This window comes from Paraburkholderia sp. Clong3, assembly GCF_050436485.1.
In the GTDB taxonomy this organism is placed as follows: domain Bacteria; phylum Pseudomonadota; class Gammaproteobacteria; order Burkholderiales; family Burkholderiaceae; genus Paraburkholderia; species Paraburkholderia tuberum.
Genome location: NZ_JBNDMH010000003.1, coordinates 85,338 through 105,486, shown reverse-complemented (window position 1 = coordinate 105,486; position 20,149 = coordinate 85,338). Strand labels below are relative to the sequence as shown.

Annotated in this window: 13 protein-coding genes and 1 pseudogene; 6 read left to right on the top strand and 8 right to left on the bottom strand. The window is 65.9% G+C overall.

Annotated features, from left to right (window positions below):
• Positions 1 to 110 precede the first annotated feature (110 nt).
• Together OKW30_RS23985 and OKW30_RS23980 are read right to left on the bottom strand one after the other, a co-directional pair.
• A complete protein-coding gene (locus OKW30_RS23985; RefSeq protein ID WP_429347827.1) occupies positions 111 to 3,881 on the bottom strand; it encodes a DUF748 domain-containing protein in 3,771 nt (1,256 codons plus the stop codon).
• 213 nt (positions 3,882 to 4,094) lie between these two features.
• The gene (locus OKW30_RS23980) at positions 4,095 to 5,513 is read right to left on the bottom strand and encodes a DUF1254 domain-containing protein (RefSeq protein ID WP_429347826.1); all 1,419 of its coding nucleotides are present in this window, start codon (positions 5,511 to 5,513) and stop codon (positions 4,095 to 4,097) included.
• Between the two features lie 345 nt (positions 5,514 to 5,858).
• On the opposite strand from OKW30_RS23980, the gene OKW30_RS23975 reads away from it, so the two are divergent.
• From OKW30_RS23975 to OKW30_RS23965, 3 genes are all read left to right on the top strand, one after another.
• Entirely contained in the window at positions 5,859 to 6,506 is a 648-nt protein-coding gene (locus tag OKW30_RS23975; RefSeq protein WP_187618454.1) for an FMN-binding negative transcriptional regulator, read from the top strand.
• Positions 6,507 to 6,601: 95 nt separating this feature from the next.
• Entirely contained in the window at positions 6,602 to 9,238 is a 2,637-nt protein-coding gene (locus tag OKW30_RS23970; RefSeq protein WP_429347825.1) for a heavy metal translocating P-type ATPase, read from the top strand.
• Positions 9,239 to 9,433: 195 nt separating this feature from the next.
• Positions 9,434 to 11,407, top strand: coding sequence for a methyl-accepting chemotaxis protein (locus OKW30_RS23965; protein WP_429347824.1), 1,974 nt, complete (start codon positions 9,434 to 9,436; stop codon positions 11,405 to 11,407).
• Positions 11,408 to 11,451: 44 nt separating this feature from the next.
• On the opposite strand, the gene OKW30_RS23960 is transcribed toward OKW30_RS23965, so the two are convergent.
• The gene (locus tag OKW30_RS23960; protein ID WP_090810346.1) at positions 11,452 to 12,105 is read right to left on the bottom strand and encodes a glutathione S-transferase family protein; all 654 of its coding nucleotides are present in this window, start codon (positions 12,103 to 12,105) and stop codon (positions 11,452 to 11,454) included.
• Between the two features lie 228 nt (positions 12,106 to 12,333).
• Here OKW30_RS23960 and OKW30_RS23955 point away from each other — a divergent pair.
• Positions 12,334 to 13,786 (top strand): annotated as a pseudogene (locus tag OKW30_RS23955) (polyhydroxyalkanoate depolymerase).
• Between the two features lie 37 nt (positions 13,787 to 13,823).
• Here OKW30_RS23955 and OKW30_RS23950 read toward each other — a convergent pair.
• The 5 genes from OKW30_RS23950 to OKW30_RS23930 form a co-directional block, all read right to left on the bottom strand.
• Complete coding sequence (locus OKW30_RS23950) at positions 13,824 to 14,435, bottom strand: flavin reductase family protein (protein ID WP_090808250.1); 612 nt, start codon at positions 14,433 to 14,435, stop codon at positions 13,824 to 13,826.
• 110 nt (positions 14,436 to 14,545) lie between these two features.
• The gene (locus tag OKW30_RS23945; protein WP_429349164.1) at positions 14,546 to 15,421 is read right to left on the bottom strand and encodes a 3-hydroxyacyl-CoA dehydrogenase family protein; all 876 of its coding nucleotides are present in this window, start codon (positions 15,419 to 15,421) and stop codon (positions 14,546 to 14,548) included.
• Positions 15,422 to 15,634: 213 nt separating this feature from the next.
• Positions 15,635 to 15,940, bottom strand: coding sequence for a hypothetical protein (locus OKW30_RS23940; RefSeq protein WP_187631471.1), 306 nt, complete (start codon positions 15,938 to 15,940; stop codon positions 15,635 to 15,637).
• A 497-nt stretch (positions 15,941 to 16,437) separates the two neighbouring features.
• The gene (locus OKW30_RS23935; RefSeq protein WP_187631470.1) at positions 16,438 to 16,596 is read right to left on the bottom strand and encodes a hypothetical protein; all 159 of its coding nucleotides are present in this window, start codon (positions 16,594 to 16,596) and stop codon (positions 16,438 to 16,440) included.
• A 163-nt stretch (positions 16,597 to 16,759) separates the two neighbouring features.
• Positions 16,760 to 18,130 carry a hypothetical protein gene (locus OKW30_RS23930; protein ID WP_429347823.1) on the bottom strand — a complete coding sequence of 457 codons (1,371 nt, stop codon included), beginning with the start codon at positions 18,128 to 18,130 and terminating at the stop codon, positions 16,760 to 16,762.
• A 374-nt stretch (positions 18,131 to 18,504) separates the two neighbouring features.
• Between OKW30_RS23930 and OKW30_RS23925 the strand changes: the two genes are divergently transcribed.
• Together OKW30_RS23925 and OKW30_RS23920 are read left to right on the top strand one after the other, a co-directional pair.
• The gene (locus OKW30_RS23925; RefSeq protein WP_429347822.1) at positions 18,505 to 19,638 is read left to right on the top strand and encodes an AGE family epimerase/isomerase; all 1,134 of its coding nucleotides are present in this window, start codon (positions 18,505 to 18,507) and stop codon (positions 19,636 to 19,638) included.
• Between the two features lie 302 nt (positions 19,639 to 19,940).
• Positions 19,941 to 20,144: a cold-shock protein gene (locus OKW30_RS23920; protein ID WP_018424088.1), complete on the top strand. Its 204-nt coding sequence runs from the start codon at positions 19,941 to 19,943 to the stop codon at positions 20,142 to 20,144.
• The last annotated feature ends 5 nt before the right edge of the window (positions 20,145 to 20,149 follow it).

The window sequence follows — 20,149 nt, the reverse complement described above, 5'->3', positions numbered from 1 at the left end:
CAGGGGCTGCGTCCTGTGGAGGGCGCAGCCGACTTTGAAGCCCGACCTCAGGTCGGGCTTTTTTTTACCGGCTCGCCGAACGCCACGGCTCACGCGCCGCGACTCCTCCATCACTTCAAGCCGAAATCGACCCGCGTCGTCGCACCCTTGTCCTTGATGTCGTCGGCATTCATCTTCGGCGCGACGATAAACACGCGGCTGCTGTCGATCTTGCCTTGCAGGTACTGCTGCACACTCTGCGCGCGCCGCTGCGCGAGTTGCCGCAAGCTCGCGTCGTCGATCGGCGCGTTGGCCGCGAGCGCGCTCTTCATGTCGTCGTCGGGCAGCGTCTTCGTCATGCCGATGAAGTTGTGCGGCTTCTTGAAGTCGGAGGACTTGTAGGCCTTGGTCAGATATTTGTCGTAGTCTTTCTGATCGACCGTGACCGTCGATGGATCGACGCTCTCACCATTACCCACCGTGTCCTTGATCTTCTGCCGCTTGACCATCTGATCGACGTACTGCGTGCGCAGCGCCGGCTCGTCGACCTTCGGATCGACGCGTCCGATCAGGTCCATGCGGATCGACGGCTTGTCGGTGAGTGCCTTCACGATCGTGTCGAGTTTCTGCTTGTCGGCATCGGTGAGCGTCGCCGAGCCGGCCTCGAATTCGACGTAACCGAGGTCCTCACCATTGCCGCCGAACGCGTGCGCGATCAGCGAGAACGGCGCGGTCACCGCCTTTTCGAGCAGATTGAGCACCGCATGCCAGATCAGCCCGCCGATGCTGAACTCGGGGTTCGACAACGAGCCCGACACTGGCAGGTTCACGTCGATCTCGCCGCGCGAGTTCTTCAGCAGCGAGATCGCGAAACGCACCGGCAGTTTGGTCGCGGTGTCGTTGTCGATGTGATCGCCGAACGTCAGTTGATCGATGAACAGGTGGTTGTTCGCGTTCAGCTGGTCGTTCTCGAGCTTGTAATGCAAATCGACGTTGAGCTTGCCCTTCGTGATCGGATAGCCCGCGTATTTCGCCGAGTACGGCGTCAGGTTGGTCAGCTCGATGTCGTGCGCGCTCGCGGTCAGATCGAGCGCCGGTTTCGCGATCAGCGGATTGATGGTGCCGCGGATCGTCAGCGGACCGTTGGCCGCGAGCTTCGCGGCCACGTCGACCGGCGCGGGCGTCGTCGATTCCGTACCGAACGCGCCGATCGTGCCCTGAATGGCGACAAGGTTCGCCGTGTAGTTCGGCTTGACGAAGTTGTCGGTATAGGTCACGCGGCCCTGCTGCAACACCAGTTGCCCGAAGTGCATCTTGACCGGGTTTGCTGGCGGCCTCGCGGCCGTGGCGCTGGCGACGGCCGTGGCGGCAGGCTTGCCGGGCGTTGCGGCAGATGCCGCGACCGGCGCCGACGCCGCGACTGCCTCAGACACCGCCTCGGGCGTCAGCGGAATCGGGTGCGAGCCGCTCTTGTCGCGCGTCAGCGACTGCGTCGTACCGCCCTCGTGCGCGACCACATCCTTCAGATTCAGCTTGCCTTGCGCGTCGAGCAGTACACGCCCATAGAACTTCGAGAACGTCACGCGGCCCGCGTCGACGACGGTGCCGTGCTCGTCGTAATCGGCCTTCAGGTTCGACAGCGCGAGCGAGCCCCAGCCCGCGAACGGGTCCGACGTCACCTTGTCGAGCATGCGCACGGCGACGAGCGCCATGTCGCCGCGAAAGTTCGCTTTCAGCGACTTCGCCTGGGTGACCGCGAGATCGCCGTTCGCGTTCAGCAGCGCGCTTGCGAGCGTCGCGTTCAGGTTGCTGCCGAAGTACGGCTCGAACGCGGCCGCGTCGAGCTGGTTCGCGTTGATCTTGACGGCCAGCTTTAGCGGCGTCGCGGTCACGTCGCCCTTCACAGCGAGCGTGCCCTTCTTGTTCAACGTCGCCTGCAGGTCGACCGGCAGCGGACGGCCCAAGTCGTCGCTGATCTGCCGCACCTTCAGCTGCACTGGCGTAAAGCTCAGCTTGACCGGCTGCGGCGTCGTGTTGTCGGTGAAATCGGCGGTCGCGTCTTTGAGCGTCAATTCGGCGATCTTGTAGCGCCATGCGGGGCCTTCGGCCTGCGCTTGTTTCGCCGCGTGGATCGCCGTGCGCTCGGTCGCCTGTTGATGCGCCCTCGCGAGCGCATCCAGATTGATGGTGCCGTCCTTCAGGCGCTGCGCGTCGACCGCGAGACCGGTTACGTCTACGCTCGTCACGTCGGCCGTGCGCGCCGCGACGTCGACCTGTTTGACTACCACGTTGCCCTGCGCGAGCGAAATCACCGGCGTCTTGCCGCCGCGCGCCGCGAGCTTCACCGCCTGCATGTCCAGCTGCGTGTCCGCGACCGTCAGCGCCATCGGCGACTTCGACCAGTTCGCGTCGATATTCGTCGTCGCGGACAACGCACCGTCCAGCACCTGCGCGGACGTCGCGGTATCCAGATACGGCTGCAACGGCGGCAGCTTCAGCGACTTCAGATCGAGCTTCGCGCTCGCCGTCTTCGCCGCGAGGCCGACCGTGCCATCGGCGGCGAGCGAACCGCCGCTGTTCTTCAGGTTCGTGCTCAGCGTGTAGTGCGCTGGCGCCGACGCGAGCGTCGAGAAATCGGTCAGCGTAACCGCGAGGTTTTGCAGCCCGGTTTCTACCGGATGCGACACGGCTTCGTCGTGTACGTTCACGGTGCCGTCGTTGAGTGTGAAACGTTTGATCGCGACGTCGAACGGCGGGGCCGCCTTTTCGGCGGCGGCGGTTTTGGCGTTGGCATTCGCGTCCGCGGTTTCCTTTGCCGTGGTTTTTTCCGGCGCGGGCGCGAACATATGCTCGACGCTCAATACGCCGTCCTTGTCGCGCGCGAGGCTCGCGCTCGGCGCGTCGATGCGGATATCGTCGAAGTGATAGATGCTCTTCAACGGTTCGAGCGATGCCGCCGCCACATGCACGGCGCGCGCCGCGAAAAACGGCGCCTTGCCCTGATCCTGCACGTTGACGTCGTTCAGATCGACGGTGCCGGCGACGCGCAGCGACGGCGTGTCGTTCGACATCTCGAAGTTCAGCTTCAGGTCGGTGGACAGCTTGCCCGACTGCACGATCACCGGCAGCTTCGACGGCGCGTAAGACACCAGTTTCGGCACGTCGAGCTCGTCGAAGCGCAGCGACACTTCCGACTCGCGCGACGCCGCGAACGGCTTGGTCCTGCCGTCGATCGCGAGCTGACTGTCGCCGTCGATGCGCGCGCGCAGCAGCGGCTCGACGAAGATATCGGTCTTCGACGGCAGCGTCGCGATGAACGGAATGCCGAGCTTCCATTGATCGATCACGTGGCTCGTGCCGAGCAGCCGGTCGTCGAACCTGATCTGGCCGTTTTCGACGCGAATGTTGGAGACGGAGAACTGCGTCGGCTTGCTATTCGGTTTTGCCGGCTGATTCGCGAATTTCTCGATCAGGTCGCTGAAATTGAAGTGCTGCGCATCGAGGCGAACGATATGAAAGCGCGGCGAGTCGACCTGCACTTCGTCGACGATGGGCGCGCCGCGAAACAGCGAACTCCACGACGGCTTCACGATGAGCCGCGAAATATCGACGAAGTCGCCCGCGCCGCCGCGCTCGCCGATATGCACGTTGTCGGCCTCGAAACGCAGTGTGTACGGATTGAGCGCGATACGGCCGATCGACGCCGGCCGGTCGAGCTGCTTGCTCAGTTGCTGGCTGGCGATGTGGCGAATCAGCGGCGGCGCCGCGAAAAAGCCGAGCAGGCCGAACAGGACGACGAAGATCAGCAGACCGACGAGAATCCGTCGCGTACGGCGCGACTGCGCAACTGCGCGCATGGTCTGTATGGAGGAGGCTAACGATGCTTTATTGAGGCTTGCCATGCTCGATGTGGAGGAATGCGGCGGCAAGCCCGCCGCGAAAAACAGAGATCCCGCAAGCGGCAGTATAAGGCGTGAATCAATGGTTAGACAGGAATGTCAGGCCCGCCTTGACGATTCGTGCTGCTGACTGACTGGCTTTCCCGCGAACGAGATTTTCGCGAGCGTTAGATAATGAAACCGGACGGCGCGCGGTTTGCCCGCGCGCCGTTCACATCATTGCCGCACGACCGGCGGCGGCTGCCAGCTGCCGTCGGTGGCTTGCGGCTTCGGCGCATACAGGCGTAGCACCAGTTGCATGTCCGCGCGCGGTGCGGGCAGCCAGTTACCGGTCCGGCTGCGCGTCGACGACACGACCACGTCGAGCGAACCATCGCGATTGCGGCGCGCGCCATTGCGATCGCCAACCGCGAGCCGCGCCGGCGCGTTCTCGCTCAGCGCGCCATCCTTCGTATACGCGGTGATCGTCCAGAAACCGCGCACCGGCGGCAGCTGGTTCGCCGCGAAGTGGATCACATAGCGATTCGCGCCGTTCAGCGTGTTGCCGTCGCTGTCCTGCGTGACGAACGCGCGTACTTCGTCGTCCTTCGTACCGAGGCCTAACTGTGTGCTTGCCGCATACGCGCGCAACCCATAGTCGGGACCGTAGTTGCCGACGGTATCGCCGAACCAGCTCCAGCCGTTCGCGCTCAGCAGATTCGACGGCGGCGTCGCGACGCGATCGCGACCGTCGGCGAGACCGGCCGCGAGCGCATCGGATGACTTCGGCAGCTTCACAGGATCGCCCGGCGTCACGCCGAGATCGGCGAGAAATTTGAGCGCGTGCGGATCGGCCGGTGTCGGCGGATTGTCAGGCAACGCGTCGGCGAGACGACCGAAGAAGCCGCTCGCGTCGAGCGCGGCGACCTGCTGCGCCGGCGTGCCGCTCGGGCCCGCGACGCCGCTTGCGTAACCGCGCGGCGGCACCGCCGGCTCGGCGTCGCCGACGAACACGCTCAGCGGCTCCAGACGGATCGCGTGCTGCAGCTTGCGCACCGCGTTCAGATCGCGCGCGCCGTTCGACTGGATGCGCACGCTGATCCATGCATTGCGCGTCGGCACTTCGACGCGCTTTGCGCCCTTCGGCAGCTCGCCCTTCCAGCCCGGTGCGACGAACGCGATCGTCTGCGCGCGCAAGCCCTTCGCGGTGCCCGTGCCCGCGGCGAACTGTGGCCCGGTCGACCACGCGACGTTGGTCCACATGTCGAGCACGCGCGCATCGACGTAACGGCCATGCGAGTCAGGTAGCGCAAGGATCACCGGCTCGGCGGCAAGGTCGAGCCAGCCGGTCGAGTCGAGCGTGTCGAGGCTCGGCTGCGGCGGATTGGTCGCGCCGATCGGCGGCAGCGCCTGCGCGTGACGCAGCGTGTTGAAAGGTGCCTGACCCGGCTCGGTGCCGACCGCCGCATCGCGCGCGGCGCTCATCAGCACGAGCGGATAGCCGAATACGTAGGAGTCGGCGACTTCGTCCTTGATCCAGCCGGTGCGTTGTTGCGTCGCGGTGGGGGTCGACGCACAGCTGGCCAGCAGTGCCAGACCCGCGAGCGACGCGCAGGTTCGTTGAAGCAAAAACAGTTCTCGGAGATTTTTTATCATTCGTTCAGAGTGCGGAACGTGCAGTCCTATGGGGGATGCCGGTGTGCAGCGCCTGGCGCATGCGCGGTTCTCCCGAAACACTGCGCAGCGAGTCCGCGGATTGCGATTCCGACAACATCGCGTTGTATCGTATCCTTGCTAGCCAGGCAAGCACAAAGCAGGGAATTGTGGCTGACAGCGCGCAGGCGCGTCACCGATGTGACAATCGGCGTCGCTGTCACATTATGTTCCCGCGCCAACGGCTCGCGCGAGCGCGCCATGCTTTTTTGGATTCGCGCATTCGTCGATCCCCCAGCTTGGCCGTTCGCCTCCACTCTTTCGTCGTCCTGCATTCGGAACACTTCAATGTACATGCCCGCCCATTTCGAAGAGAACCGTCCAGGGGTTCTTCATCGCCTGATCGTCGAGCACCCGTTCGGCGCGCTGATTACGCACGGCCCCAACGGGCTCGATGCGAATCATCTGCCGTTCGAGGCCCAGGCGGATGCGGCGGATTCGTCACGTCTGGTGCTGCGCGCGCACGTCGCGCGGGCGAACCCCGTCTGGCAGGAAGCCGCGACCCATGCCGAAGCGCTCGTGATCTTCCAGGGGCCGACCGCCTATATTTCCCCGAGCTGGTATCCGAGCAAACACGAAACGCACAAGCAGGTGCCGACCTACAACTATATGGTCGTGCATGCACATGGCAGGATCGTGGTGCATGACGATGAATCGTTCGTGCGCGGTCTCGTCGCGCGACTCACGCGCGAGATGGAAGCCGGCGAGCCGGTGCCATGGAAGATGGGCGACGCGCCCGCCGACTACATCGCGCAGATGCTCGGCGCGATCGTCGGTATCGAGATCGAGGTAACGCGGCTCGTCGGCAAATGGAAGCTCGGGCAGAACAAGGCGGCCGAAGACCGGCGCGGCGCCGCGCAAACGCTGCTCGCGCGCGACGGCGAGCAACAGAAGGCGGTGGGACAGGCGATGCTCGATGCGCCGCCGGCGTTCTGACGGCGGCCGCATAATCCGGCCTTGACCTTCCCGTCATGGGAAGGTCGATACTGGATTCACGATGCGGCCCAATGCCGCCACGAGCCTCGCCTGCCATGACCGCACTTGCCAACCCGCAGCGCCCCGCCGACGCTGCCGCTTCTTCTTCGCCCACGCGCGTCGTCGAACTCGACATCGGCGGGATGACTTGCGCGTCGTGCGCGAGCCGCGTCGAGAAAGCACTGACCAAGCTGCCGGGAGTGACGCGCGCGTCGGTGAATCTCGCGACCGAGCGCGCCCGCGTGGAAAGCGACGCGACGCTCGGGCCTCAGCAACTGGCCGATGCCGTGCGCAAGGCCGGATACGAAGCGACGCCGGTCGCGAACGCCGAGCTTGCCGCGCCAAGCGCGACGCAAACCGCGACACCCACCGCGACGCCGGGAACCATTGAACTGGAGATCGGCGGCATGACCTGCGCAGCCTGCGCGTTGCGCGTCGAAAAAGCGCTCGCGAAGGTGCCTGGGGTCGCGCGCGCGTCGGTCAATCTGGCGACCGAAACCGCCACCGCTCATCCGCAAGGCACCGCATCCGCCGATAGCGGCGCGCTGATCGCCGCCGTCAGGAAAGCTGGCTACGAAGCGACGTTGAGCGCGCCGCTCGCTGCTGCCGCTCCAGCCGAGACAACGGCCGCTATCGCCGCGTCCGGCGACCAAAGCGACATCCTCGACACGACCCACGCCCCCGTCGTCGACCGCAAGCGGATTCAAACCCGCCGCGACCTCGCGAGCGTCGTTGCGTCCGCGCTGCTGACGCTGCCGCTCGTCGCACCGATGTTCGGCGAATGGTTCGGCCTCCACGCGATGCTGCCAGCCTGGCTGCAATTCGTGCTCGCGTCGATCGTGCAGTTCGGATTCGGCGCGCGCTTCTATCGCGCAGCCTGGCGCGCCGTGCGCGCCGGCGCGGGCAACATGGACCTGCTGGTCGCGCTCGGCACATCGGCGGCGTACGGCATCAGCGTCTACGAACTCGCGATGCATCCGGGCGACACGATGCATCTGTACTTCGAGGCATCGGCGGTCGTGATCACGCTGGTGCGCTTCGGCAAGTGGCTCGAGGCGCGCGCCAAGCGCCAGACCACCGACGCGATCCGCGCGCTCAACGCGCTGCGCCCCGAGCGCGCGCGCATCCGCGACGGCGCCGGCGAACGCGAGGTGGCGCTCGCGCAGGTGCGGGTCGGCACCGTCGTGATCGTGCTGCCGGGCGAGCGCGTACCGGTCGACGGCGCGGTGCTCGAAGGCCGCACGCATATCGACGAAGCGCTGATCACCGGCGAAAGCCTGCCGGTGCCGAAACAGACCGGCGACGCCGTCACGGCCGGCTCGATCAACGGCGAAGGCGCGCTCGTGGTGACGACCACCGCGATCGGCGCGGAGACGACACTGGCGCGCATCATCCGGCTCGTCGAAAGCGCGCAGGCCGAGAAGGCGCCGATCCAGCGGCTCGTCGACCGCGTCAGCGAAGTCTTCGTGCCGGCGATTCTCGCGCTCGCCGCGCTAACGCTGATCGGCTGGCTGCTCGCCGGCGCGGGCGCGCAAACCGCGATCCTGAACGCGGTCGCGGTGTTGGTGATCGCCTGCCCGTGCGCGCTCGGCCTCGCGACGCCCGCCGCGATCATGGCCGGCACCGGCGTCGCCGCGCGCCACGGCGTGCTGATCAAGGACGCTGAAGCGCTCGAAATCGCGCATCGCGTGTCGATCGTCGCGTTCGACAAAACCGGCACGCTGACGCTCGGCCAACCATCGGTAACGGCGTTCGAGCCGATCGGCGGCTTGAGTCGCGACCAAGCGCTCGCGCTCGCGGCGGCGGTGCAGCGGCATAGCGATCATCCGCTCGCGCGGGCGGTGATGCGCGCGCACGAGGCTCAGCTCGGGCGAATGGCCGGCGAACACGAGGGCGGGCCAGACGCCACCGCCGCTCGCGCCGTCGCCGGCCGGGGCGTCGAAGCCGACGTCGACGGCCGCACGCTCGCCCTCGGCAGCACGCGCTGGCTGCGCGAGCTCGACATCGCGCTGCCGACCGCGCTTGCCGCGCGCGCGCAGGAACTCGAAGCGGCGGGCAACACGGTGTCGTGGCTGATGACGCGCGCGCCTCACGCCCCCGAAGCGCTCGCGCTGATCGCGTTCGGCGACACGGTGAAGCCGACCGCGCGCGCGGCCGTCGCGCGGCTCGCGCAGATGGGCATCCGCAGCGTGCTCGTGACTGGCGACAACCGCGGCAGTGCGGCGAGCGTCGCGCGGGCGCTCGGCATCGACGAATTCCACGCCGAGGTGCTGCCCGACGACAAGGCCCGCGTGATCCGCGACCTGAAGATGCGCCACGCCGGCATCGTCGCGATGGCGGGCGACGGCATCAACGACGCGCCCGCGCTCGCCGCCGCCGACATCGGCATCGCGATGGCGAGCGGCACCGACGTCGCCATGCACGCCGCCGGCATCACGCTGATGCGCGGCGACCCGGCGCTCGTCGCCGACGCGATCGACATCTCGCGCAGAACGTGGCGCAAGATCCAGCAGAACCTGTTCTGGGCATTCGTCTACAACCTGATCGGCGTTCCGCTGGCCGCGTTCGGCTTGCTGAATCCGATGCTCGCGGGCGCGGCGATGGCGTTTTCGAGCGTCAGCGTCGTCACCAATGCGTTGTTGTTGCGGACGTGGCGAAGCGCGCCCGGCCGAACCGTCGATCCGGTGCGCTGAGCAACGCAGCAACACCTTCCGCATTCCGCCTCGTCCCTTTTTCGGGGCCGGTTTTTTGTGGCCCCTTTCAGCCTATTACGGGCTGCTTTCAGTCGCCCTAAAGCCGCCGTCTCCCGAGCCGTAAACCAGTAAATCGATGCCGTTCGCGGCCATGCCCGACGCGCGCATCGCCTGTCCCCCTTTTCGCGCCTGCCCATGAACTCTCTCTTCTTGCGCCGCGCCAGCGTCGGCGCGCGGCTTGCCGTGCTCTCGTGCGTGCTGGTCGCGTTGATTTTCAGCACCTTCGCGTGGGCGCTCGCACGCGCCGCCGGCGACCAGGTGCGCGACCAGGTGCTCGCCCGCATCGCCGAAAAAGACCGCTCGATCGCCGCGATGATCGAGCTGTTCGACAAGGCGCTGTCGGCCGAAGTCGATCGGTCGATGGCGCTGTTCGCGAGCTTCCTGCCCACCGACTTCTCGCTCGACGTCACGCAGAAAGTCGACATCGGGAGCACCGCGACGCCGACTTTCAAGGCCGGCGACAAGGTGCTGAATCTCGACTTCACGATTCCCGACCAGTTCCTCGAACGTAGCGGCGCGGTCGCGACCGTGTTTGCGCGCAGTGGCGACGACTTCGTGCGCGTGACCACCTCGCTGAAGAAGCAGGACGGCACCCGAGCGGTCGGCACGCTGCTCGACCGCAAGGGGCCGGCGTATGCGCCGCTGCTCGCGAACCGCTCGTACACCGGCCTCGCCATGCTGTTCGGCAAGCGCATGATCACGCAGTACCGGCCGATCGCCGACGCGAGCGGCCGCGTGATCGGCGCGCTGTTCGTCGGTGTCGACGTGGACAAGGAGATCCAGTCGGTCCAGGACGGCATCCACGCGCTGAAGATCGGCGCGAGCGGCTATTACTTCGTGCTCGACGCGTCGAGCGGCGCGGAGCGCGGCAAGCTGCTCGTGCATCCGGCCGCCGCGGGCCAGAAAGCCGACGACGCCAACGCGCCGTATCAGCGCATGCTCGACATGAAGCAGGGCGAGCTCGACTACCGCTCGGCCGACGCGACGCTCGGCGAGAGCGACGCGCGCGACAAGTTCGTGTCGTTCGTCACGGTGCCGGAGTGGCAGTGGCTCGTCGGCGGCGTCGCGCCGCGCGACGACGTGATGGCCGAGGTCGTGCGTACACGGAACACGTTTATGCTGCTCGGCCTCGTGCTGGTCGGCCTGTTCGCGATCGTGTTCCTCGTCGCGGTGCGGCGGCTCGTCAGCCGTCCGCTCGACGAAGCCGCGCGTGCGTCGGAGCGTCTCGCCGCGGGCGATCTGAGCGTGCGCGTCGCGCAGCACGGCCGCGCGCGCGCCGACGAGATCGGCCGCCTGATGCTGGCGATCGACGGCATCGGCGAAGGCCTCGCGCGCATCGTCGCGCAGGTGCGCAACGCGTCGGCCGACATGTCGGCGGGCACCGAGAAGATCGCCACCGGCAGCGGCAACATCGCGATGCGCATCGCGACCCAGGCGAGCAGCCTCGAAGAAACCGCGGCGAGCATGGAGCAGATCACGTCGACCGTGCAGCAGAATGCCGATCACGCGACCGAAGCGAACACCCTCGTCACCCACGCCGCCGACGCCGCGCTCGAAGGCGGCCGCGCGGTCGAGCGCGTGGTGTCGACGATGGGCGAGATCGGCCGCTCGTCGCAGAAGATCGCCGAGATCACGACGGTCATCGAGGGCATTGCCTTCCAGACCAACATCCTCGCGTTGAACGCGGCCGTCGAAGCGGCGCGCGCGGGCGAGCACGGCAAGGGCTTCGCGGTCGTGGCGTCGGAAGTGCGCGCGCTCGCGCAGCGCAGCGCGGCGGCGGTGAAGGAGATCGAGGGGGTGATCGCGGCGTCGAGCGCGAACGTCGACAGCGGTTTTCGCATCGCCGAAGAAGCGAGCGCGACGATGCAGGGAATCGTCACTCAGGTCGGTCAGGTCCGCGCGATCATGAGCGAAATCAATGTCGCGTCGCGCGAGCAGTCGGGCGGCATCGAGCAGGTCAACCTGGCGGTCACGCAGATCGGCGAGGCGACGCAGCAGAATGCGACGATCGTCGTCGATGCGGAAGCCGCGGCGGCCGAGTTGCGCGAGCAGGCTGCGCGGCTCGCGCAGCTGGTCAGCGTGTTCAAGCTCGAAGGCGAGCGCGGCTGACGGATCTGCTTGATGTGGACGGCGACGGAAGGCGGCCGCCGCGCTCAGAACTCGACGTCCAGTTCATCGATCTCCTCGACCTCCTGACGCGCGAGCGCGATCCACTCGCGCATTTCGGGCAGCGCCATGATGCGCTGCCCGTATTCGACCATATCCGGATCGAGTTGCACGTCATAGGTCACGAAACGCGTAACCACCGGTGCGTACATCGCGTCCGCGGCGGTCCGCTCGCCGAACAGGAACGGGCCGCCGTACTCCTTCAGACATTCACGCCAGATCGTCACGATCCGCTCGATATCCGATTGCGCGCGCGCCCATACCTTGAAGCCCGGGAAATGCGCCTTCAGGTTCATCGGCAGCGCCGAACGCAACGACGCAAACCCCGAATGCATCTCGCCGCAGATAGAGCGGCAATGCGCGCGGGCGCGGATCTCGTGCGGCAACAGCGCGGCTTGCGGCTTCAGCTCGTGCAGATATTCGGCGATCGACAGCGTGTCCCAGACCTTGACGCCGTCGTGCACGAGGCATGGCACCAGAATCGACGGCGACAGCAGCAGTAGTTCGGCGCGCGTCGCGGGGTCGTCGATCGGCACCACGATTTCTTCGAACGGCAAGCCGCTGAACTTCGTCAGCAGCCAGCCGCGCAGCGACCACGACGAATAATTCCTGCTGCTGATCGTGAGCGTAGTATTTCCCATACGTGTGTCCTCCAGATCGGGCATCGCGCCGCGCGTGCCTGCACCCATGCACGCCGCGGTGCGCGCGCGCACCAAAGCGCGGCAAGGCCGGCCCATTTCGCCTATGCACGCAAGTGATATGCCGACCCACGCAGATATGACGCGACACAGGGGCAACGCGCGCCAGCGCCTGGCGCACCACTTGCTTTTATTCGAGTTCCTGTCTTTCTGGCGCATTCGAGTGAAAGTATGAATCTGTTCGCCTATCCTGCCTATCAGGCCTGCGCCGACCTGCTGCTACCGCTGCGGCACGGCGCGGCGCTGGCGAACCGTTCGCTCGATGCATGGTCCGCATTCGCCGCTACGCCGCACGGACGCTCGCTGCGCGCGACGTGCGAACTTCTGATGCTCGGCGGACTCACGCCGAAACGGCCGCCGTTCGGCATCGATAGCGTCGTCACCGAAGGCGAGCCGGTCGCGGTGGTCGAGGAAGTCGTCGCGCGCACGCCGTTCTGCTCGCTGCTGCATTTTCGCAAGGACGCCGTGCTTTCCACGCCGCAGCCGCGCGTGCTGATGATTGCGCCAATGTCGGGCCACTTCGCGACGCTGCTGCGCGCAACCGTGCGCACGATGCTGACCGAGCACGACGTCTATATCACCGACTGGCACAACCCGCGCGACGTGCCGCTCGGCGAAGGCCGCTTCGGCTTCGACGAATTCGTCCGCCACGTGATCGACTTCACCGCGGCGATCGGGTCCGGCACGCATCTTCTCGCGGTCTGTCAACCGACCGTCGCGGCGCTCGCCGCCGTCGCGCTGATGGCCGCCGACGACCATCCCGCGCAGCCGGCCAGCATGACGCTGATGGCCGGCCCGATCGACACGCGCATCAATCCGACGCGGCGTCAACGAACTGGCCAGGAGCCGGCCGATCGAGTGGTTCGAGCGTAATCTGATCAGCGCGGTGCCGTTCGGGTTTGCCGGCGCGCAGCGTCGCGTGTATCCGGGTTTCGTGCAGCTGGCCGCGTTCATGGCGATGAATCCGGGCCGCCACGCCGACTCGTTCGAAACGATGTACTACGAGCGCGGCAAGGGCGATCCGCGGAAAGCCGACACGATTCGCACGTTCTACGAAGAGTACTTCGCGACGATGGATCTGACCGCCGACTTCTATCTGGAGACCGTCGACACCGTCTTCCAGCAGCATGCGCTGCCGTTACGCGCGCTCGAAGTCGAGGGGCGGCTGGTGGAGCCGTCGAAGATTCGCCGCACCGCATTGCTGACCGTGGAAGGTGAAAAGGACGATATCTGCGCAGTCGGTCAGACGCTCGCCGCGCAGGACATGTGCGATCGTCTGCGGCCGTATCTGAAGACGCATCACGTGCAAACGGGCGTCGGCCACTACGGCGTGTTCAGCGGACGTCGCTGGGAGCGGGACATTTATCCGCGCGTGCGGGCCGTGATTTACGACAATGAACCGCGCGCGGTGCTCGTCAGCTCGCGTGCGCGCCCGATCCAGCCGGTGCCCGCGGCGATTGCGGCGGAAGTCACGGCGGCCGCGCCGGTCGCGGCTGCGGTCGTCGAGGTCGAAGTGGATGCGCCCGTGGGCGGGAGCGGGAGCGGGAGCGGGAGCGGCAACAGTGACTCCGCGGCAGAAACGTCCGCGCAGTCCCCACGCAAGCCGCCGCCGGTGACACCCTGAGCGATCCGCTAATCAGCGGAAGCTGCTGAGGACGAGTTCAGGCCGTTGGCCGGATCATCTGGAACATCTCGCCGATCTGCGCATAGTCCGCGCGATAACCCGCGCGCATGATCGGCTGCGCGGCGTGCGTGTCGAACAGGCCGTCCTTCAGATACGCGTCGTCGATATGCACGCCGACCACCTGGCCGAGCGACAGATAGTTGTCCATCGGCTTGCCGTCGACATCATGCAGACGCACGATCTGCAGCAGTTTGCATTCGAGCGCCGCCGGCGATTCGGCTACGTGCGGCACCGCCACGTTGCGGCCCGGCGCGGGCGTGAGCCCGGCCAATGCGAACTCGTCGACATGCGGCGCTACCGGGGCCGACGAGCGGTTCATCTGCTCCGCGAGCGGCCGGGTGGCGAGATTCCACACGAATTCGCCGGTCGCCTCGATGTTGGCGAGGCTGTCCTTGCGGCCCTCGCTGCTAAAACCAATGATCGGCGGAAAGGTCGCGAACGCGCCGAAAAAGCTGTATGGCGCAAGATTGAGCGTGCCTTCGGCATCGCGCGACGAAATCCAGCCGATCAGCCGCGGCGCGACGATCGCCTTGAAAGGATCGTGCGGCAGGCCGTGACCGGCGGCGGGGTCGTAGAAGTAGTGAGGCATGAAGTGGCTTGAGGTTGGCTTGGAGTTGATTTAGGTTCGCTTGCGACGCGTGGGGCAGTTAGCGCGAAAAGCGGCGGAGTACCAGGCACGGAACGGCTATTTATACCGCACTAGCCGCGCCCGATCACGCGCTTGCGCCCTTCCTTTACCCGCGCGATGCGCGCTTCATCCCAGTCATGAAACCCCGCGCCGCTGCGCACGCCGACACGCCCCGCGTCGACCTGCGCGCGCAGCAGATCGATCACGTCCTCGTCTTTCGCGAGTTGCGGCATCAGATGCGACGCGATGTCGACGAACGTGTCGAGTCCGCCCATGTCCGCGCCCTCGAATGGTCCGACGATGCCCCAGCGACGTCCCAGCGAAGCTTTCATCACACGATCGACGACCTCGGGCGTCGCTGCCCCCGAACGCACGATGTGCAACGCCTCGCGCAGCACCGCGAACTGCAGCCGATTACCGACGAAGCCCGGAATCGCCTTCGCGAGCACGACCGGCTCCATGCCGATCGCGCTCATCAGTCCGGCGGTTTGCCGCACGACTTCGGGCGCGGTCTCGGTGCCCGGCACGACCTCGACGAGCGGAATCATGTGCGGCGGGTTCCAGAAATGCGCGATCACGAAGCGTTCTTTCGCGCGCAGCGGGGTGGCAAGCTGGTCGGGCGGGAAGCCGCTGGTGTTGCTCGCGAGGATCCCATCATCGGCGAGCAGGCTGGTCAGGGTCGCGTAGAGGCGGTGTTTGAGTTCGAGCACTTCGGGAATCGCCTCGATCACGAAGCGCGCTTGCCCGATCGCATCGAGTTGCGCATTGGTTTCGATGCGCGCGAGCGCCGCCTGTTTGGCAGCATCGTCGATACGGCCCGCGTCGATCAGTTCGTCGAGCACGGCTTGCGCTTTCGGCGCGACGCTCGCGAGTCGCGCCGGATCGACGTCGTGAACGATCGTCCGGTATCCATGCAACGCGGCCTGCGTCGCAATGCCGACGCCCATCAGTCCCGTGCCCACCACCCCTATCGCTACATCCTGTGTCGTCTTGTCCACACGCGCTCCCGCTGCCGTCGATGAAAGCCCCGAAGCATAGCGCAGCACGCGCAATACCACGGTCTGACTCGCACGCCCAAATGCGACGAAGCCGGCCTTCCCCTCGAGGGAAGACCGGCTTCGTGGACTCACGCCGCCTGTTGCGACGCCATCAGGCGCGCTTTAGTAGCGCGAGGGCGGGGTGCGGTGATCGTCGCCGCGGTGGTGCGGATCGTAGTCGTGCGGATGATGGCGCATCCACTCGTCGTGCTCCCAGTAGCGGTGGCCGTCCCAGTAACGATCGCCGTGCCAGCCGATGTTGATCGACACGCCCACCGGCATCATATGCGGTTGGCCGTACACGACAGGTGCCGGACCGTGTTCGACGATCACGCGGTCTTGCGCGAATGCGCTACCAGCCGCGACGAGTGCGCCGCCCGCGAGCAGCGTTGCGATCAGCGAGCGCGATGCCTTGCCAAAGTTTTTCATCATGACCTCCCGTCAAAGTTTTATTCCAGGCCAGCGTCCGTGTTTGCTCGGATCGTGCGATTCGCTTCGTTCGCTTCGCTTGTGAGCCGAACCAGACGCCGTACGCTTGAGACTCACTTTAGCGGCCCGGATCGCGTGAAGACGTTAGCACTTGTAAGCGAGCATTTCATAGATGGGGCCTGTTGATGGAAGCGCGGTGTCGCTTTCGCGCTTCATTCAACAAAGGTTTACGGGCAATGCTTTCATTCGACTCGCTGAATCAGCGTGAAAGCTGGTTACATTCATTTCGGCCCCGAAATAATTCGCAAGGAGTCGGACAGACACCGGAGGCCTGGCGCTGATACGTCTGTCTCGTCGCGCAATGGTGCATCGCGACAAGAGAGCCCCGAAAAACAAAAAGCCACGATCCGCATTTCGCGAATAGTGGCTCAATGAGAAGCGCACTCGAGGTGCGCGCCCCGGCGCGTTGTCGCGCGCTCGGGAGGTGCGGCTGGTTTTTAGTCCGTCAGCTTGATGCCGAACAGCGTGGCCTGCGCGCGGCGCAGACGCTCTGCTTCACGGGCACGCGCTGCGTACGAGTAGTCCGAATCCAGCGGCAGATGGGGCGACGCAAAGAAGTCGCTGACCTTTTGGAACAGTGCAAAGATGTAGCTCATGGCGACTCCCGGTTAGTGACTGCATTGCTAGGGTTTTCCCTTAGTCGTGATTATAGGGGTTTTCCCTAGGGAAAAGCTAGTGCAATGCAGCAAATTTTCGCTGCTGCGGGTTGCCGCGATGTCATTGAGCCGGGAGGCGTTGCATCGCTACAACGTCCCCGATTTAGTGACTCGGCGGCCGCCGGTGCGAAGCGCGAGCGTGCCTCGCGCGCGTCGGCGTCGCGCCGGGCTGTAGGGGCGCGGCGGGGGGCGCTGCGGTGGGGGTCGTGGCGGCGGGCGCCGACGCGGCGTTCGCTGTCGCCGCATGCGCGTCGAGCAGGCTCACCATCGCCGCTTGCTGGTTCTGCATCATCTGTTCGATGCGGTGTTGCTGCGCCGTCGTCTCGCGCGTGAGGCGCATTAGCAGCAGCGTCTGCGCGATGCCGATCGCCACTGTCACCAGCAGCGCACCGACCACGATCGACAGCATCCATTTCACGCGCCGCGAATGATCGGTCGCGGCGCGGCGTTGATCGGCGATCACGCCATAAAGCGCATCGACCGTATCGGCGAACGCGGTGGCACGCGCGCGGTCGAGTTCCGGCTCCGAGCGTAGCGCGGCGGCGGCCGCGTCGGTGCGGCGCGCGTCACGCGAGGAAGTGGCGAATCCGGCGTGGTTGTCTGCGGACGAGGACCGGGGTGTCGTCAACAGCGCGGTGGCGGAGAGCTTGTCGTCCTGTTTCGTGGTCACGGCCTCTGGCGAGGCGGATTGCGTACGCGTCGCGGGCTCGTCGGCGCACTGGCTCATGCTACTGCCGTCGGTCGCAGCGGACGTTGCAAGCGAAGCCGGGGCGGTAGCCGCTGCGGCATCGCGCGATGCCGTCGCGGCTTTCGCGAACGTCGCGGCGAAACGCTGCTGCGGCTTGCCCGCGCCCGCCGTCGCAGCCGACTCCGCTTCGGCCGCCTGGCGCAACGCGGTCACGCTGCGCGCGACGGTCGCGGCGGCCATCGCCGAGTTGAGCGGCGCGGATGGCTCACGCGACGTTGCCGCGGGCTTGTCGTCGGTGTTTGCTGCGGCGTTCGGCGCTGAGCCGTCGGGGGCGCCGTTCGCGGGCTCGTTAGCGGGCTTGTTTGCAGACGCATCCGCAACCGCCCTCACCGGCTCGGCGTCAAACCCGCTCAACTGCCCGTTCACCGGCATCGGCGCATCCAGCTTCGCCGCACGCGGTGCGCGGCGCGCAGTTTTGTCGAGCGACCCGTGTTCATCGAATACGCCGACCGCCTGCAGCACCACGTCCGGCAGTTCGAAGCCGTGCAGCGTGCCTTGGCGGACGTCGATGTTCATCGCCTCGAGCGTCGCGCGGGTCGGATCGTCGGGGAACAGGTCGAGCGTGCTGTCGTCGCGCGCGACGCCGCTCAGTTGCGCGAGGCGTTGCGCCGAGCGCGCCGCGCGCGCCAGCTTGTTTTCGGTTTCGGTGGAGACGGCGCCCTGGCGCTGCTTCTTCGAAGCGACGCGCGGGGGCATGGACTGCGGGGATGCTGCGGAATCTGCCATAGAGGAAAAAGCGGTCGTCGCCAGGAACGGGGCGCCGGATGCCGCTTGTCATTGCCATTGGAATATTTAGAGCCAGCATTGTCGCATGGCGCTCCGCCCGTGCCGAAGCCATTCCCCGTCGATTTGCGCCCTTTCGCGCGCCTCGCGCCTTTCACGACCTCGCGTCGTCGCCCTGGAATTCCCGCACGCCGTGCAATTGCCGAAGGCGAGCGCAGCGTCGAGCATTTCGGATGCTTGACCCAAGCTGTCAGCGCGAGGCGTTTGCTTTATGCTAGGCCGCACACCGCAGCAGTCTCGGCGAGCGGAATCCTGAAACGCCGCCCTGAACACTGCCTCGACACACTGCGCGCGTTGCGCGCCCGAACCAACCGACGATGCCAAGCACGCTCCCTCCCCCTGCTTCGACGACCACCGCCGCGACCGCGCTGCGCGAGCACTTCGCGAACGTGGTGCTGCCGATGTGGCGCGGGCCCGGCTTCAATCACGCGTTGCAGCTGCCCTACGAAGCGCTCGACGTCACCGGAGGCGAGCCGCTGCCCGCGCAACGCTATCGGGCGATGGCATGCGCGCGGCAGCTATTCACATTTGCACAAGCGGGCGACATGGAACACGCGCGCGTGCTGTTCGATTCGCTGACCCGCACCTTTCGCGACGCCGACCACGGCGGATGGTTCTACAGCGTCGACGCGCTCGGCCTGCCGCTCGATACGACCAAGGACCTCTACACGCACGCGTTCGTCGTGTTCGCGTGCGCGGAATACGCGCGGCGCTCCGACAACCTCGACGCGCTGAAGCTCGTGCACAGCACGACCGCGCTGATCCAGTCGAACTTCGCGGCCGACGGCGACCTGTTCAACGCCGCGCTCAATGTCGACTTTTCGAAGGTCACCGCCACGCCGTTGCAGAATCCGCTGATGCACCTGACCGAAGCGTGGCTCGCCGCCTGCGAGGCGACGCGCGACAACGTCTTCGGCGCCGCGTTGCGCCGCCTCACTGGCGCGGTCGCGCGACACTTCGTGCATGCGCCGAGCGGCTGTATCGCCGAATTGCCGATCGGCGCGAGCGGCAACCGTCTGGAGCCGGGACATCAGTTCGAGTGGTACTGGCTGGTCAGGCAGGCGGGCGCGCTGCTCGACGGCACGGGGCTAACCGACGCGCTGGCGCGCGCCTTCACCTTCGCGCAGCAGCATGGCGTGGACCCGGACAACGGCGGCGTGTGCGCATCGCTCGACGAGGCTGGCAAGGTCAGCGACGCGACCCAGCGGATCTGGGCGCAGACGGAATATCTGCGCGCGCTCGCCAGTCACGACGATCCGGCCGTGCGCGCGGCGCTGCCGCAACAGATCGCACGTTTTCAGCGATGCTTTTTGCATGAACACGGCTGGTTCGAATGCAAGACATCGAGCGGCGAAATTGCACGTACGGACATGCCGTCAACGACGCCTTATCATCTGGCCACCGCTTACGCGACGCTGCCTGTGGACGCCGAATTTCGAGCGCGAACTTAGCCGAATTTGGCCAGTGATAGATGAAGTTCGATGCTTGATCGTCTCAATAAAGTGCGGCATGCACGAACGAATGTCCGCCGCCGGCTCGCGGGAGAAATTTTATGTCGCTGGTAAACCCTGGCGCAAAAAAGTTCTCCTCAGACGTTCTCAAAGCGCGAAAAAACATCAAAACCGGGGAATACCCGGATGCAGGTTGATTGGCGTCTGTCATAAAGACGTGATACAACTCTTCCCTCGCGCTCGCTCTCGCATTGGAGCGATTGCGGTCGCGATGCAATACACAACATTTATTTGGATCAAAAATGGCAACAGGTACTGTTAAGTGGTTTAACGATGCAAAGGGCTTTGGCTTCATCACCCCGGACGACGGCGGCGAAGACCTGTTTGCACACTTCTCGGAAATCCAGTCTTCGGGCTTCAAGTCCTTGCAGGAAAACCAGAAAGTGTCGTTCGAAGTCAAGCAAGGCCCGAAGGGCAAGCAGGCTGCAAACATCCAGCCGGTCTAAGTTCC